The organism is Paenibacillus sp. D2_2 (assembly GCF_031199965.1).
GTDB lineage: Bacteria > Bacillota > Bacilli > Paenibacillales > Paenibacillaceae > Fontibacillus.
Window position 1 is genome coordinate 1,308,599 of record NZ_CP133605.1, and the last position, 16,494, is coordinate 1,325,092.

Sequence of the window (16,494 nt, forward strand, 5' to 3'; positions counted from 1 at the left end):
TATGAGCTTGGACTACATCTTAGAGATCATTGGACCTATGCTGGAAGGCGTGAAAATGACCGTATTGCTGTTCTTTCTGGCCATAATTACGTCCATCCCGCTCGGATTCCTCGTCACCTTAATGGTGAAGAGCCAAATGAAGCCGCTGGCATGGCTGGCGCATACTTATATTTACGTCATGCGGGGTACACCTCTGTTGCTGCAAATGCTCGTCATTTGCTTCGGACTGCCTGTCATCCCGGGGATTGGACAATATTTGGTGATGGATCGCTTCGTCGCTGCTTGTCTAGCCTTTACTTTGAACTATGGCGCTTATTTTGCCGAGACCTTCCGCGGCGGCTTGCTGGCGATTGATCGAGGACAGTATGAAGCGGCTCAAGTATTAGGCCTAAGCAAATGGCATACAACGACGCGGGTTGTGCTTCCGCAGATGTTCCGAATCGCTCTGCCGGCGGTAGCCAATGAATCGATTACCCTTGTGAAGGACACTGCTCTGCTCTATGCTGTTGCGGTGCCGGAGCTGCTGCATTTCGCCCAGACTGCGGTGAACCGCGACTTTACGATTGTGCCTTTCTTTGTAGCGGGGGTTATATATCTGTTGATGACGCTAGTGTTGACCTTGCTGTTCAAAGTACTTGAGCGGAAGCTCAAATTCGAATAAAAGGACGTAGAATCGTATGGCAATCATAGAGGTTATGAATCTTAGAAAATCGTTCGGTGCCGTAGATGTGCTGAAGGATGTATCCTTATCGGTCAATGCGCAGGAAGTGGTCGCCGTCATCGGTCCTTCTGGTTCAGGAAAAAGTACGATGCTGCGCAGCTTAGCGTATCTGGAGAAGATCAATGGCGGCAGCATTCAAATTGGTGGGGAGTTTCTGGTCAAGGATGGAAATTACTCTGCCGCTCCCAAGGTGAAGGAGATTACGTCACGCATGGGAATGGTGTTCCAGCATTTTAATCTGTTCCCTCACTTGACGGTACGTGATAATCTGGAGCTTGCACCACGGCTAGTGAAGAAGCTTCCCGCGGCAGAGCTGCGTGATAAAGCTTCGGGATTGCTGGAGAAGGTCGGACTGCTTGATAAGGCTAATGTCTATCCAGCCAATCTATCTGGCGGGCAGAAGCAGAGGGTGGCGATTGCTCGGGCACTGATGATGAGTCCAGAGATACTGCTCTTCGACGAGCCGACATCGGCACTTGATCCGGAGTTGACTGGTGAGGTGCTCGAAGTAATGAAGCAGCTAGCTGAGGAGCATATGACGATGATCGTGGTTACCCATGAGATGGGATTTGCGCGCGAAGTAGCGGATCGGGTTATGTTCATGGCAGACGGTGAGTTCATTGAAGCAGGAACGCCGGAGCAAATATTCGATCATCCGCAGCATGAGCGGACAAAGGCTTTTTTAACTAGAGTAATATAGGGATAAGATGTGCAAATTGGCTGTTTGGGTAAAATCATACAACGGGGCGCCGCGGGGTGCTTCGTTTTTTTTCTGTGGGGAGGATTTGAATTTCTTATATCAAGGGATGACCATGTCGGTTATAATGATTAATCATTATAAGGTAGTTCAAAAAGCCCGCTTTTGATCACGAAGTAACACTGAGAGCATATTGGACATCGAATCTTGAATTCAGCCGGTCCTTCCGGTGCTCACGTACTCAAAACGTACGCTCCGCTCCTCAGTCCCTAGCTTCATCCAATCTTCTTGGTGCTGAAAACCGAACTTTTTGAACACTTATTATTTGTAGACAATTGAACACCCCTAGTAAGGAGAACACAGTATGGCACAAACCAGAATGAAACGGCTGAACGTCGGGATATTTGCGCATGTGGATGCGGGAAAAACGACGACGACTGAGCATATATTATTTGAGAGTGGCCGGACCCGGGAACTGGGAAGTGTTGATGAGGGAACGGCTCTGACTGATTCTATGGACGTGGAGCGGCAGCGTGGCATCTCCGTACGATCTGCGCTTACCACATTTTACTGGAATGGGGCTCAGATTAATTTAGTAGATACACCGGGGCATGTCGATTTTCTGTCTGAGGTGGAACGCTCATTGCGCGTGATGGATAGCGCTGTACTCATCGTGTCGGCAGTGGAAGGAGTACAGGCACAGACGGAGATAATCTGGAATGGATTGCGGAGGCTTGGTATCCCGACTTTGCTATTTGTGAATAAGATGGATCGGGTCGGAGCTGATCCGGGGGCGGTATTGGAGCAAATTCGTAAGCATCTCTCTCCCGACATTATCCCTCTACAGATGCCATTGGGAAGTGAGCAGAAATTCCGCGGTGCGGCACAGCTGATAGATGGGATTTCTATAAATGGTCTCGATATGAGTAAAGAGGAAGAACGATCTCTTGCAGAGGCGCGTACCCGGTTATACGATTTTCTCGCGGAACGGGATGAGGACCTATTTGAAGCATATTTGGAAAATGAAAATGATCTGATCCCAGCTGAACGATGGATGAGCACTATCTGTGAACTGATCAGGAAGGCGCGTATTTTCCCAGTCATGTATGGCGCAGCCTCGCGCGGTCTTGGCATCTCGGCTCTGCTTGACGCAATTGTGGAATATTTGCCGGCTACGGGCGGTGATCCGGAAGGGAACCTATCCGGTATTGTCTTCAAGATAGAACGGGACAAGACGATGGGGCGCATGGCTTATGTCCGTGTATATGAAGGAAGTATGCGTAACCGGGATGTTGTATACAATCATACGCAAGGTATTCAGGAGAAGGTAACGCAAATCCGTAAGGTCGAAGGAGGGCGCACCGAAGATCTTGGGCTGCTTGAAGCGGGGGATATTGCCGCCGTCTGCGGTCTGACGCAGGTCCGAATCGGGGATGTGCTGGGGGGACCGGAGGCGATTCCGCCGGAGGCCCATCTCGCAGTACCATTGCTGACGGTCCGTGTCCATTGGGCGAATGAAGAACAATATCCGCAAGTCGTTCAGGCTCTGCAGGAACTTTCCGATGAGGACCCACTGCTTGATGTACAGTGGCTGCAGGATGAACGTGAGCTGCATGTCAAGGTAATGGGACCGATTCAGCTCGAAATTCTAAGTAGTATTTTAGAGACGCGATATGGACTTGCCGTGACCTTCGGACAGCCTTCGGTCATCTATAAGGAGACGCCGGTGCAGAGCGGTGAAGGCTTCATCGCCTATACGATGCCTAAGCCTTGCTGGGCAATATTGCGTTTCAAGATAGAGCCGGGACCTCGGGGGAGCGGGCTGGTCTACGAATCACAGGTCAAAAGCGAGGATTTGCTGGCACAGTACCAGAACGAGGTACAGCGACGGGTTCCGGAAGCACTTATGCAAGGACTCTATGGCTGGGAAGTGACAGATCTGAAGGTGACCTTGGTATATGGTCAGCATCATGTATGGCATACGCATCCGCTCGATTTCGCTGTGGCGACGCCGATGGGGATGATGGATGGCTTGGCGAATACAGGAACAACATTGCTCGAGCCGATGCTTCGCGTGCGCATCATCGTCCCGGAGGAGAATGGGGGCCGGGTTATGAACGATCTGGTGCAGATGCGCGGTATCTTCGATCCACCGGTACTACAAGGAGACCGGATGTTGATTGAGGGAAGAGTGCCACTTGCGACATCGCTGAATTATCCAGTGGAACTTAGTTCCTATACGAAGGGACGCAGTACATTCGCTTCCTTCTTCGACGGCTATGAGCCTTGTCCGCCAGAAGTGAAGGCAGTAAGGCAGCGCCGGGGGTTAATCCGCTGGATCAGGCCAAATATATACTTAGCGTAAGAAAAGCGCTGCAAGGATGAATTTCATCCTGCAGCGCTTTTTTTTCTATGAGGGGCGTACCCCGTCTTCATATATGATTCCCTTCTATAGTAGAAGGGCGGCTAGTTCATCATAGCTTGCAGCCTCATAATGAGGACGATGCTCGGATTCTGGATTGACCCCGCGATGATTGAACCAGATCACATTCCAGCCGCCGTTCAAGGCGCCGATGACATCATTACGCCAGGAGTCGCCAATGTAGCAGCAGGCGTCGGTAGGTAGTCCGAGCTTCCCAGCGACGTGATCGAACAATCCGCGGTCCGGCTTGGTGATTCCGACCGCCCCGGAGATGAAAATGAGATCGGCGGGGATCATATCCCGAATTCCTAGAGCGGTGATCTTCTGCATTTGATGCTGTGGCGGTCCGTTCGTAATCAGTCCGACAGTAACATCTCTATCTTTTAATTGCTCGATTAGCTCCTTGGCTCCGTCGAATAATTGGATTGTGAATTGATGCTGCAAGTACTCTTCCTGCACCATGTCTGCTTGTGAATCTGTGAGGTGCAGACCGAATTCCTCTAAGGAAAATTTGAATCGGTTACGCCGCATTTCCAGAAGTACGTTACCATGAGTTGGCGTACCCCCTGCTTGTGCTGATAAGTAATCGCTATAATATCTCATCCGATGATAAGCTGCCGCATAGGGGAATTGATCATTCGTATGAAGTACATTTTGCAGTGCTTGGCGAAACGGGATGAGATGATCATACAATGTGTCATCTACATCGAAGAATACGGCCCGCGGGGATAGAGCAGCTTGTGATGATGGTATGTTCATGTTCTAGAGACTCTCTCCTTCAAGTATGTTCTACATGACATTATACCGGATAAAGGGACAAGCTGCTCGCTAATTAGAGGTAGTTCAAGGGGCCTTCCGGTGCTCACGTACAAACTACAAGTCTATGCTCTCGAAGTCGTTTTCTACGAAAACGTGTAGCTCCGCTCCTCAGTCTCTAGCTTCATCCAACTGAAGCGTTTTGAAAAAACGCACATCGGAAGCATAAGCTTCGGTGCTGAAAACTGACCTTTTTGAACACACACTTTGGAACCGTAAGTTTAGAATCTTCGGCTTGCGCCTCCGCCACCTGAAGAGCCTCCACCGCCACCTTTGAAGCCCCCGCCGCCGAATCCGCCTCCGCCTCCTCGGCCGCCACCACGACTAAGCATGGCCAACAGGAGAAAGGTAAACCGGCCACCAAAGAAGATGAAGTCGATCGCTAGGAAGACGACAATCAAGATGATCCAGCCGAGAGGCAGATCACCGCTCTCACCGCCTGAAGATTCCGGAACGACTACATTTTGCGGGGTTAATTGATCTTCTACACCGTATTCTTTGGCGACTTCATTATAGAGTACCTTGTAGGTCTCTACGATGGCATCGCCAGGCTTGTTCTGGACGAGATATGGAATCGTTACCTGATCGAGAATTCTCCCGACTTTCCCGTCAGGTAGAGCCCCTTCCAGACCGTATCCAACCTCAATTCGAAGTGGGCGATTACCGGGTTCTCCATCCTCCATCGATAGGAGTAGCAGTACCCCGTTGTTCAATTTCTGATCGCCCAGACGATACTGTCGGAAGGCTTGCAATGCATAATCCTCCACGGAATAGCCATCTAGTGAAGTCACTGTTAAGATGGCGATTTGCGCTTTCGTCTTATCTTCGAGCGCCCGTCCCAGTCTGTTCAGCTCATTAATCTGGTCTCTGGACAGCAATTTCTCGAAATCCTGTACATAGATATCTCCGCGAGGAGTGGGGATTTTCGGGGCTGCATTAGCGACTAGACTGTAAGGAAAGAGCAGGGAGATGATTGCCAGCAGAAGCAGACCAGGCCGGAACAGATTCCGCAGAAGCCGCTTCGAGTTGCTGGTCATGCGCTTGCACCGGCCATCGGTACGACTGCTGATGCGAATACACCGTTCGCAGGAACAGCTTTGTCATCGAAGCGAAGCGACGTATTTCCTGTGCCGAAATCAACCTCTGGGTTAGTTCTCGATTCCGTCGTCGTCTCGAAATAAGTTCTTTTCTCGAAGCCCATCATGCCGGCCAACATATTGCCAGGGAAACGCTTGATCAGCTTATTGTAATCAGCAACTGCATTGTTATAGTCGTTCCGGGCAACCGCGATACGGTTCTCCGTACCTGATAATTCGTCCATCAGTTGAGTAAATTGCGTATCTGCCTTAAGTGTAGGATAGTTCTCGACTACGACGAGTAAGCGGCTGAGTGCACTTGAGAGCTGAGAGTCGGCATCGGCCATTTCTGCCGGTGTTCTGCTCCTCCCAAAGCCGCACGTGCATCGGATACAGACTTAATGACTTCCTTCTCATGTTCCGCGTAGCCTTTCACTGTATTGACCAGGTTCGGAATCAGATCATATCTGCGTTGCAACTGAACGTCAATTTTGCTCCATTGCTGGTCCACCGTCTCTTCTGCAGTGACATACTTATTATATTTACCTGCGAACATGCCGATGAAGATGACGATAACAGCAACGATAATGACCACTGGTATTACCCAGCCTCTTCTTCTTGAATTCATTATTTTCTCTCCTTCTCATTTGTTACTATATAAGTTGCGCCAAAAATGGCTTATATAGTATATAACCTGTACCCTATTCTCGAAAACTAAACCTCTTAGTACTGTATGGGACTAGTTCTCGAACTATTCATTTTTACGATCAAGACAGTACATAGTTTCATAACTTGATGAAAATAACTGTATTTTCAGAAAGGGAGTAAAACTTGCAAGAGAGATTGGTACTATGCGAGAGGATGAGAGAGGATGTCTAAGGATCTTATTCATGAGACGAATCAGGGCGCCTTGAATTGTTATATTTTTAACTTGAAGGCGATGTATAGGATTTTCCCTGAGATGGTTAAAGTCCTATACTAGAAATTGTGTTTATTAATCGTGACCATAACTTAGAGGAGATGACTTTGCTTGCGTAATCATGAGATGTTGGAGCGCCGAAGTGAAATGCTAAAACGACGAATTGGTGAATTGATCGCCAAGGAGAACCAATACGGATTAGGAAGACAAGAAAGTCACTTTCTGCACATGTCGATCAGAGAACTGCACCAAACAGCGTTTGAGCTGAACGGAAAAGCACAAGCCTAGACAAATCATGAAAAATAAAAATCAGGGATATCCGCTGGTACGTTGATTCTGTGGATAATCCCTGATTTTTTTGTTGTATTGCGTGAAACCTCTATAAGATATGCTTCGCGATGGAGATGAGAGCGGTAATCGTTACAATGTTCAGCAGGGTGGAGATAAGTACCGTCTGTGAAGCGAAATCAGGCTCATTATTGTATTCCTCAGCCAGAATCGTGCTGTTGACTCCGGTTGGCATACCGGAAGCGATCAGCAATGCTTGAGCGGGAATGCCCCGCATGCCGAGCAGCATAACCAGTGCGAAGCCGATTACAGGACCTATGAGCAGACGAAGAAATACACTGATATATACGTCCAGTCGATCCAGCCGCAGCGGATATTTAATGATCTGTGCCCCCAGTGTTAAGAGCGCGATGCTGACCATCGAGTCGGCCATATAGCCTAAAGGCTTCGAGACGAAGTTTGGCAGCGGCAGGTTCAGCACATGGAAGATCAGTCCCAGTACGAGTGCGTAAGGTACCGGCATTTTCAAGAATCCGGTTAGAGCCGCCTTTAGGTTGCCGCCGCTCTTGGCTTTCTGAATAGACATCACGCCATAGGTGAAGGTGACGAGACTTTGGAAAGTCATGATAAGAGCCTGTAGGGACATTGCCAGAGGATCACCCTTGAAGGCAAGCTGATTCACCGGCAGTCCGTAGTTCCCCGAATTGTCGAGCAGCAGGCTGTTCGTAAAAGCAGCCTTCATGCCTTGAGTGAATTTCATTCTGCGGCTGACAAGGGAGCTGACTCCATAAAGCAAAGCAATATATAGTACATAGAATAAGGTTACGCTTCCGAGCAGTTCCGCCGACATCTCAGACTGGTACATGCTAAGGAATACGACAGCCGGAGTAATGTAGTAGAAATTGATCTTGGCTAATGTGTATAGATCAAGCTGAAAGACGCGGTGCATCAGGGCCCCGATTCCGATTAGTACGAAAATGGGTAGCACGACATTTAGCAATATATCAATAATCATCTTGGAGTTCATCCTCTTCCTATACCATATGTCTTAAGTTCGATATTTTTCTAAGATTCATTTCATTATCCCATATAAATAAAGATATAGTAGAATGGTTTTACCGTAGGGTTGGCTTATAGTTATCTTTATTCTTCTTGGCACATATGTTTCATTATTTAAAAAGGATAAAAAGAGTAATAACCAATCTGCTATTTATATTTATAGTGAGTTTATTTATTGAAATCATTCAGGGGCTTTTAGGCATTGGAGCATCAGACATTGATGACCTAATTTTAAATTGTTTGGGTGGATTAGTTGGTATTTTAGGGTATAAGTTTTTATTGTTTATATTACCAGATGAGAAAAAAGTACGTACTGCAATCACAATACTATCAGCAATAGGATTACCTGTTTTATTATATTTAATATTTGTGGCGAGATTGCGCCTCTAATATCTTTATTGCATATACAAGATGACATCCTAGACATATCGGAATCAAATTGTATGACGATGAGAGCAAAAAAACAAACCCCTCAGTTCTGATAAATCGAACTGAGGGTCTATTTGTTGCGAATCTTATGAGGTATACGAATTGGGATTTTGCGGATCAGCTGATTTAGAACCTCGGATATTACAAGTCCGATGGCAATGGAGCCGGAGATGAGAAATGCCTGGGCGGCGAGCTGAACAGCCGCATTGTAATCATTTTCTACGAATCTTCGCATCGCGTCATAAGCTAGTCCACCAGGAACGAGGGGTATAATTCCCGCAACGCTGAAAATAATAACAGGCTTCTTGTAGATACGGGCGAAGAACTGGCTGATCACCCCAACGATGAAGGTCGCCGTGACGGTGGCAAATATCGTATCGATGCGGGGGGTCAGCAAATAGTAAGCGGCCCAGCCTAACATCCCGGACAGACCGCACTGTAGTAAGGAGCGTCGAGGTGCATTGAAGATGACGACGAAAGCGGCGCTGGCGAGGAAGCTGGTAATAAGCTGCAGAATAAGCGTCATATGCGAATTAAGCCTTCCCTTTCCGATAAATTAGAATATTGTGAATAGCACAGCAACACCTGAACCGATCGCAAAGGCGGTCAGAAAAGCTTCCGCCCCGCGAGACAATCCTGAGACCAAATGGCCAGCCATCAAATCCCTGACCGCATTTGTAATCAGCAGACCAGGTACAAGCGGCATCACTGAGCCAATAATAATCTTGTCCATCTGCGAACCGACTCCAATAGAGACGAGCAGGAACGCGAGCAGTCCGATCAGTAAAGAGGCAACAAATTCGGCAAAAAATCTTACCTTCACCCAACGATGCAGTAAGATAAATGCCGTGAATCCTAGTCCGCCACATAGTACTCCGGGGATGAAATCGGATAAACCCGCTTTGAACATATAAGTGAAGCAACCACTCGATAGAGCTGCGGCTGCAATTTGTACCCATACGGGATAAGCCTGGTTCACGGTATCAACCTCAGTCAATAGCTTGTAGGCATCATCTACTGATAGTGCATGACTGCACAATTTCCTGGAGATATCGTTCACCCTAGACACCTTCTGCAGGTCCGTTGTCCTGTCCTGTACCCGAATCAGCTTCGCTTGCTGCTCTTCTCCGCACTGAAAGATGATGCCAGTAGGAGTAACGTAGCTTTGCGAAGGGGTCAGATTTAATGCGTCGGCGATCCGAATCATCGTATCCTCCACCCGGTATGTCTCTGCCCCGCTTTGCAGCATGATTCGCCCTGCAAGAAGACAAATATCGATAGGATCATATGTAGCTGCAGCCTTGCTGTCCAAACCTGCTCCCGTCCTTTCAAAATAACTGCAGTCATTATAACATGAGTGTTCCCTAATGCGTAATACCTACTTATTCCTCCGTTAATCACGTATCGTTACTCGGGTTCCGACAGACACAAGCGAGGCAAGCTCCAGTACATCACTGTTATACATGCGAATACAACCATGCGAGACGATATGGCCGATAGACGAGGGATCATTCGTCCCGTGAATGCCGTAATGTGGCTTAGATAATCCCATCCAGAAAGCACCGAAGGGGCCACCTGGATTTGGTTGCTTGTTAATAATGACATAGTCTCCAACTGGAGTTGGAGTGAGCATTTTGCCGACACCAATCGGATAGCCTTTGACCACCGTATCACCATCTAACAAGTAGAGTTGACGATCCGATACATCCACAATGATGCGATAATTAGGCATAAAATATCCTCCCTTGAATTAAAATATTGATTCATTAATGAAAGTGGGGGGTATTGTAGACAATTGTCGAAAAACAGAAAATTTTACTCTTTCTTTACCATTAATTTCATTTCTTTTTATGATATGCTTACTATTATTCTGGAATCCAGGCAGCATTACAGGTGCCCTGGATCGTGTCTCCTTGGAGTGATCTGCCCAACCATGATTAAGAGCATAGTTAACAACTTCACACTTTTGACAGCCTTTTTGTTCTTTGGAAATATACTTTGGAGTAAATTTGCAAGCAGGGACTGGATTCGTAATCCGCTGAAGGATTTGATGACAGGGCTTGTTCTTGGCGGGCTAGGCATTATGCTGATGTTCTATAACTTCCCTGTAGAAGAGACGGTATCTGTCGATTTCCGGGAGTTTGCCATCATGATCTCCGTTTTTATAGGAGGATGGGTATCTGGTCTCGTCACTGTGCTGTTGATCATCATTTCTGAATTTATCTTTTTTCAAAATAATATTGCAAACTATCCGCTATGGGTCGGTGGACTTGCTGATGCTGTTGCTTTCATACTGTCATGCCTGATTATCCGGCGCAATGAACTCTCACTGAGCAGATGGCTCTGGACACTGGGGTTAACACTACTTATGTCCTCCGCTATTTATCATCTTATGTTTAATAATCAGAACTTCATTACACTAAGTAGGTTTGTTATTTGCTATAGCATAGTGGGGATGTTCATTTACATCATGCTGAAATATTTGCAAAATTCCGCGGAATCCTTGCGTATCATGCATGAAGCAGCGAATCGGGACTTTCTCACCGGCTTCTATAATTCAAGAGCATTCGAAGTCACTCTGGACCAGAAGATCGCTTCTTCTGATCGCTATCAAAGACCTTTCTCTTTGATGATTATGGATATTGATTATTTCAAGAAGGTTAATGACACCTACGGACATGAAGCTGGGGATGCGGTGCTGTCGCAGTTCGCCGAGGTGTTAAGGAGCGCTTTCCGGCAGCGAGATCAGATCTCCCGTTGGGGAGGGGAAGAATTCGTGGCTATTGTGGAGGACGGCGATTCGTCTCAGGCAAGAGCAATCGCCGAGAGGGTCAGAAGAACAGTGGAGAACACAGTATTCACGTTAAAGGATGGGACGAGGCTGCATGTTACGGTATCTATCGGCTGTTCGACTTATCCCGATACCGGCAGGGAACTATTACTGGAGGTAGCTGACAAGCGGCTGTATTCTGCTAAAGAAGGCGGGAGGAATCAGGTAGGGGTGGACAGGGAATAGAAGTGTTAGTGGCGATCTGCCTCCACTTCCTCTCCGTTGTAGCCATTCAAGAGATCTATACCGTGCATCGTCGTATCAATGTCGGGCATAGCAGGATCGACAGGGGTATCCGACTGTAGCTCATCTGCATCGGGAATATCCGGGAAAGATCCTTCGCGATCGTCATTGCTATTGTCTTTAGGGCCGGGTTCGCTTATGCCTTGAGTAATTCGGGTATCAAAGGGGAGTGCATCGCTCTTCGGGATATCGTTCTCGAAGCGATATTCTGCAAGCAGCTTATATTGTTCGTAAGCAAGATCACCGGTCGTCTTCTGGTTATCGTTATCGTTCATGATGAAGTTCCTCCAGTATAGTTTCTAAGGATATTGAGTTGTCTTATGGGAAGTTTGCCCGGATTTCTCGGATTCAACCGTGAATTTGAACACTTGCCTGTATGCCGATATTCCGATCTAACTATTGACTTCAAATTGGAGGACGACTACAATTTCCATGAATCGTGCGACGATGCAGGAGGTGAGAAGTTATAGTTACCATATACGATATCGCAAAAAAAACAGGGTTCTCCCCGACAACGGTCTCCAAGGTTTTCAACGGTTATTCAGATGTCAGCCAGAAGACTAGAAGGATCATTATGGATACTGCTAAGGAACTTGGGTATTTGCCTAATGCTCATGCCCGGTCTTTGACGACGAAGCGTTCATGGACGATTGGCATCTTGTTCATTGAATCCTCTGGAGCCGGGATTTTGCACCCGTACTTCGGTGGGGTAATCGAGGGCTTCAAGAAGGTAGCCACCTCTAAAGGATATGACCTGATGTTTGTCTCCAAAGATATTGGCGGCAAGAAGAGTGGCTATCTTGAGCATTGCAAAATCCGCGGTGTAGACGGCGTTGTCATTGTACTCCCGGATTATACGGACCCGTATTTCATTGAACTGTTGGAATCCGACATCCCTTGTGTACTGCTTGATCAAGAATCCGACAGCAAGAGTACAGTCTATTCGGATAATGTCGCGGGAAGCATTGAGGCGATTGAATATTTATATTCGCTTGGTCATCGGGATATTGCCTATATTAACGGTGGTCAGACCTTTGCAGGAGAGAAGCGGATGCAGGGCTACATACAGGCGATGCAGAAATTGGGCTTACCCATTCAAGCACAGAGGGTTGTACAAGGAAGCTATGACTATACAGTGGAATCCGGACGAATTGCGATGGAGGAGCTGCTGAAGTCGGATACGCTACCTACGGCGGTCTTTGTAGCTGGGGACAATCTCGCAGTTGGTGCGATTGGTGCGATTAAAGCTCATGGTCTATCGGTACCGGAGGATATTTCAGTGATTGGTTTCGATGACATAGAAATGGCGAAATATTTAACACCGGCCTTAACTACGGTCCGACAGGATACATATGTACTTGGCAAGCGAGCTGCCGACATGTTAATCTATTCCATAGAAGGCGGAACAGAGGTACAAACGGCCGTTATTCCGGTCGAGTTGGTAATCCGGGATTCATGCCGTTCGCGGTGATGTTCCGGTTCTCTTTTTTTTAGCGAAAATCGAAACCGGTTTCGATTTTCGTAATTAAAAACGAAACCTAAATAGATTGGAGTGCAATTATCAATGCCTAAGTATGCATTTAAAGACCACGCATTTGTAATTGAGCAGTTTGATAAAGCAAGGCCGTTTTCCAGCTTCCTCCCAGGAATTGCTGGGCTGAAGGGGATTCCGATGTGGACTTTCTATGCGAATCGGGGCCAGGCCATTTGCAGCTTCGGGATTCGCGACAAGAACAGTCCGATTATGGAATTTTCCCCTGCCAGCATCTCCTATCAATCGGTATCGATGAAGGGGTTCCGAACGTTCATTAAAATAGACGGGGCGGATTCCATATATGAACCGTTTCAGAGCGCGGCTCCAGATTGTGACGCCGTGCGTAGAATGGAAATTCGCCCAAATGAGATTAGTATTACAGAGGTTCATGCATCCAAAGGCTTGCAGATCAAGGTGACTTATTTTCATATTCCAAATGATGATTTTGCTGCGCTTGTTCGTAAGGTTGAGCTGACGAATATTACTGGTCAGCCGATTCATATGGAAGTTCTTGATGGGATGCCAGAAATACTCCCGTACGGAGTGGAGAATTCAGGGTATAAGGAGATAGGTAACCTGTTACGCAGCTGGATGGAGGTTGAGAATCTGGACAGAGGCGTTCCATACTACCGCGTACGTTCCAGTACAGGTGACGAGGCTGAAGTCAGCGAGGTGAAGAGTGGGCACTTCTATTTATCTTTTAACGATGAAGGGCAGCTTATCCAACCGATTGCTGATTTTGAGATTATCTTTGGTGATAATACATCGCTCGGTTATCCCGACCGCTTTGCCGACCATTCGATTACTGAGCTCAAGGGGGAGGCCCAGTACTGTACCAATAAAGTACCGTGTGGCTTTAGCGGAACGGAAGTATCCCTGGAACCAGGACAGAGCAAAATTATCTATACATTAATTGGGCATTTCGACAGTTTGGATCGATTGAATCAGAAGGTATCCTCGATCACATCCCCGGCTTATGTAGAAGAGAAGTATACGGAAGCGGGCACACTGACGGAGGAATTAACCGATGATATCGCGACAAGAACTGCCGAGCCGCTCTTTGATGCGTATAGCAGACAGAGCTATCTTGATAACTTCTTACGCGGAGGCTACCCGTTTATATTCGACAATGGAGAGAACGGCTTCGTCATACATTTATATTCACGCAAGCATGGCGATCCTGAACGGGATTACAATTTCTTCTCGATCGCTCCAGAATTCTATTCACAGGGCAACGGGAATTTCCGCGATGCGAATCAGAACCGGCGTAGCGATATTTACTTCAATCCAAGGGTCGGGACGTTCAATATCAGAACCTTCTTTAGCCTAATTCAGGCTGACGGGTACAACCCATTGAGTGTGGAGGGCACAAGCTTCCAGGTACCTTCTGATAAGGCGTTGCAGCTGAAGGAATGGCTCGAAACTGCACTTCATTCTCACCGGCAGGAGATTGAGAAGATCTGTCTTGGCAAGTTTACTCCAGGCCAGATAATCACTTATGTGGCTAGCCGCTGTGTGAAACTGAATGTTAGCGAAGAAGAACTGCTTACCGGGATTTTGAAGTTGGCTGTTCAGAATATTGAGGCTTCCTTCGGAGAAGGCTACTGGTCGGATCACTGGACGTATAATATGGATCTGATCGATAGCTATCTGGATATTTTCCCGGATCACAAAGCGGGAATGCTCTTCGAGGAGAAGGATTACACTTACTTTGATAGCCCGGTTCGAGTTCTACCACGCAGCGAGAAGTATGTGCTGAATGGCGACCAGGTTCGCCAGTATGGGGCAACGATCCATGATGAGGAGAAAATGCAGAAGCTTGGGTTGTCTTTGAAGCGTACGAACTGGCTGAAAACCGGGTATGGCAGCGGAGAGGTTTATCGTACGAATCTATTCGTTAAGCTGTTGTCTCTCTCCCTGGTGAAGTTTGCCACACTGGATCCTTATGGGATGGGGATCGAGATGGAGGGTAATAAACCCGGCTGGAACGATGCGATGAACGGCATTCCAGGTTTGTTCGGCTCAGGCATGAGCGAGACTTTCGAATTGACGCGAATCGTGAAGTTCGTGTTGGAGGCGGCTGCGGAATCGCCAGATCAACGGGTCGGATTGCCTAAGGAAATGGCCACTCTTCTTCAGAAAGTAGCCGGATATTTAACGCAGAACTTGTCCGGTGAATTGACGGATTTTGATTATTGGGATCAGGTGGCCTCGGCCCGTGAGCAATATCGCGACGAGATCCGATTCGGTATTAGCGGAGAGGAAGTCATACTGAAGGCAGGTGAATTACTGTCAACTTATCGCCAGATAGAACAGAAGCTTGATCAAGGCATTAAGCTGGCGATTCAGTTCGGAAACGGATTAACGCCAACTTATTTTGTATTTGAGGCGGTAAAATATGAAGCTGTTGTTGATGAACAGGGTAAACCTGTCATTAGCGGTTACGGCCTGCCGAAGGCTAAGGTCAAACGATTTGATCCAAGACCGCTTCCGCATTTTCTTGAGGGTCCGGCACGTTGGATGAAGACGCTGAATGATCCGGAAGAAGCAAGAAGAGCCTATGAGCAAATTCGCCGCAGTGATCTGTTCGACGACAAGATTCAAATGTATAAAACTTCGGTGAGTCTTGAAGGAGAGGGCCATGAGATCGGACGTATCCGCGCTTTTACTGCAGGCTGGCTGGAGCGGGAATCCGTATTCCTGCATATGAGCTATAAATATCTGCTTGCTCTGCTGAAGAGTGGGTTACAGGAACAGTTCTATAATGAGATGAGAACCTCATTGATTCCGTTCCTTGATCCGGCGGTATATGGCCGCAGCACACTGGAGAATTCGTCCTTTATCGCTACCAGTGTCAATCCAGACCCTAAGGTGCATGGTCGGGGCTTTGTGGCCAGACTTAGTGGCTCTACGGCTGAATTTATCAGCATATGGATGATGATGATGGCAGGGCCACATGTATTCCGAATAGAGGAAGATGAACTGCAATTGGCTTTTGCTCCGTCATTACCGGGCTGGTTGTTCGATGAACAGGGAGAAGTCTCGTTCAAGTTCTTGGGAACAACAGATGTGACTTATCATAATCCGAGTAGAAGAAATACGTATGGCCCGGACCGGGTATTGATTCAATCCATTGCCCTACGGCGTAAAGACGGCAATAGCATTCTAGTAGATGCTCCCGTAATCAGCGGTAGGTTAGCAGAAGAGATCCGGACAGGTGAATTTGCTGCGATTCGGATCGAACTCGGTTAGAGGCTATATTGATCAAATAGCCATTGGTAGTTTCTGATAGCTTCTGACATGGTCAGAGGCTATCTTTTTTACTTGTTGCCGTCTTACGGTGAAACAGATACGATGTTGTGTATAGGGACAACAACGCTCCAACAATATTGCGGAATAGGGTACAACTTGCCCAAAAGTATTCATAGATTAAATGCGGCAATCACGTTAAAATAGATTT

General features: G+C 47.4%; 15 protein-coding genes and 1 pseudogene. 8 read left to right on the forward strand and 8 right to left on the reverse strand.

The window, feature by feature from the left end:
• Position 1: 1 nt before the first annotated feature.
• The 3 genes from RE628_RS06485 (at position 2) to RE628_RS06495 (ending at position 3,783) form a co-directional block, all read left to right on the forward strand.
• Positions 2 to 661, forward strand: a complete 660-nt coding sequence (locus RE628_RS06485; RefSeq protein WP_309157980.1) for an amino acid ABC transporter permease — start codon at positions 2 to 4, stop codon at positions 659 to 661.
• A gap of 16 nt (positions 662 to 677) precedes the next feature.
• Complete coding sequence (locus tag RE628_RS06490; protein ID WP_309157981.1) at positions 678 to 1,421, forward strand: amino acid ABC transporter ATP-binding protein; 744 nt, start codon at positions 678 to 680, stop codon at positions 1,419 to 1,421.
• A 361-nt stretch (positions 1,422 to 1,782) separates the two neighbouring features.
• A complete protein-coding gene (locus tag RE628_RS06495) occupies positions 1,783 to 3,783 on the forward strand; it encodes a GTP-binding protein (protein ID WP_309157982.1) in 2,001 nt (666 codons plus the stop codon).
• Between the two features lie 84 nt (positions 3,784 to 3,867).
• On the opposite strand, the gene RE628_RS06500 is transcribed toward RE628_RS06495, so the two are convergent.
• The 3 genes and pseudogenes from RE628_RS06500 to RE628_RS06510 form a co-directional block, all read right to left on the reverse strand.
• Positions 3,868 to 4,599, reverse strand: coding sequence for an HAD family hydrolase (locus tag RE628_RS06500; RefSeq protein ID WP_309157983.1), 732 nt, complete (start codon positions 4,597 to 4,599; stop codon positions 3,868 to 3,870).
• A gap of 278 nt (positions 4,600 to 4,877) precedes the next feature.
• Entirely contained in the window at positions 4,878 to 5,693 is an 816-nt protein-coding gene (locus tag RE628_RS06505; RefSeq protein ID WP_309157984.1) for a TPM domain-containing protein, read from the reverse strand.
• A pseudogene (locus RE628_RS06510) lies at positions 5,690 to 6,360 on the reverse strand (LemA family protein). Before RE628_RS06510 ends, RE628_RS06505 begins: the two are co-directional and overlap by 4 nt.
• A gap of 402 nt (positions 6,361 to 6,762) precedes the next feature.
• Between RE628_RS06510 and RE628_RS06515 the strand changes: the two are divergent.
• The gene (locus tag RE628_RS06515) at positions 6,763 to 6,939 is read left to right on the forward strand and encodes a hypothetical protein (protein WP_309157985.1); all 177 of its coding nucleotides are present in this window, start codon (positions 6,763 to 6,765) and stop codon (positions 6,937 to 6,939) included.
• A 91-nt stretch (positions 6,940 to 7,030) separates the two neighbouring features.
• Here RE628_RS06515 and RE628_RS06520 read toward each other — a convergent pair whose 3' ends face one another.
• Positions 7,031 to 7,954, reverse strand: coding sequence for an AEC family transporter (locus RE628_RS06520; protein WP_309159387.1), 924 nt, complete (start codon positions 7,952 to 7,954; stop codon positions 7,031 to 7,033).
• 146 nt (positions 7,955 to 8,100) lie between these two features.
• Between RE628_RS06520 and RE628_RS06525 the strand changes: the two genes are divergently transcribed.
• Positions 8,101 to 8,388 carry a VanZ family protein gene (locus tag RE628_RS06525; protein ID WP_309159388.1) on the forward strand — a complete coding sequence of 96 codons (288 nt, stop codon included), beginning with the start codon at positions 8,101 to 8,103 and terminating at the stop codon, positions 8,386 to 8,388.
• Positions 8,389 to 8,497: 109 nt separating this feature from the next.
• On the opposite strand, the gene RE628_RS06530 is transcribed toward RE628_RS06525, so the two are convergent.
• The 3 genes from RE628_RS06530 to RE628_RS06540 form a co-directional block, all read right to left on the reverse strand.
• A complete protein-coding gene (locus RE628_RS06530; protein WP_309157986.1) occupies positions 8,498 to 8,953 on the reverse strand; it encodes a threonine/serine exporter family protein in 456 nt (151 codons plus the stop codon).
• 30 nt (positions 8,954 to 8,983) lie between these two features.
• Positions 8,984 to 9,739 carry a threonine/serine exporter family protein gene (locus tag RE628_RS06535; protein WP_309157987.1) on the reverse strand — a complete coding sequence of 252 codons (756 nt, stop codon included), beginning with the start codon at positions 9,737 to 9,739 and terminating at the stop codon, positions 8,984 to 8,986.
• 81 nt (positions 9,740 to 9,820) lie between these two features.
• Complete coding sequence (locus tag RE628_RS06540; RefSeq protein WP_309157988.1) at positions 9,821 to 10,159, reverse strand: L,D-transpeptidase; 339 nt, start codon at positions 10,157 to 10,159, stop codon at positions 9,821 to 9,823.
• Between the two features lie 201 nt (positions 10,160 to 10,360).
• Between RE628_RS06540 and RE628_RS06545 the strand changes: the two genes are divergently transcribed.
• Positions 10,361 to 11,443 carry a GGDEF domain-containing protein gene (locus tag RE628_RS06545; protein WP_309157989.1) on the forward strand — a complete coding sequence of 361 codons (1,083 nt, stop codon included), beginning with the start codon at positions 10,361 to 10,363 and terminating at the stop codon, positions 11,441 to 11,443.
• 5 nt (positions 11,444 to 11,448) lie between these two features.
• On the opposite strand, the gene RE628_RS06550 is transcribed toward RE628_RS06545, so the two are convergent.
• The gene (locus RE628_RS06550) at positions 11,449 to 11,775 is read right to left on the reverse strand and encodes a hypothetical protein (protein ID WP_309157990.1); all 327 of its coding nucleotides are present in this window, start codon (positions 11,773 to 11,775) and stop codon (positions 11,449 to 11,451) included.
• Between the two features lie 191 nt (positions 11,776 to 11,966).
• On the opposite strand from RE628_RS06550, the gene RE628_RS06555 reads away from it, so the two are divergent.
• Together RE628_RS06555 and RE628_RS06560 are read left to right on the forward strand one after the other, a co-directional pair.
• On the forward strand, positions 11,967 to 12,971 hold the full coding sequence (locus RE628_RS06555) for a LacI family DNA-binding transcriptional regulator (RefSeq protein WP_309159389.1): 1,005 nt from the start codon (positions 11,967 to 11,969) through the stop codon (positions 12,969 to 12,971).
• A 93-nt stretch (positions 12,972 to 13,064) separates the two neighbouring features.
• The gene (locus tag RE628_RS06560) at positions 13,065 to 16,286 is read left to right on the forward strand and encodes a cellobiose phosphorylase (RefSeq protein WP_309157991.1); all 3,222 of its coding nucleotides are present in this window, start codon (positions 13,065 to 13,067) and stop codon (positions 16,284 to 16,286) included.
• Positions 16,287 to 16,494: the final 208 nt, after the last annotated feature.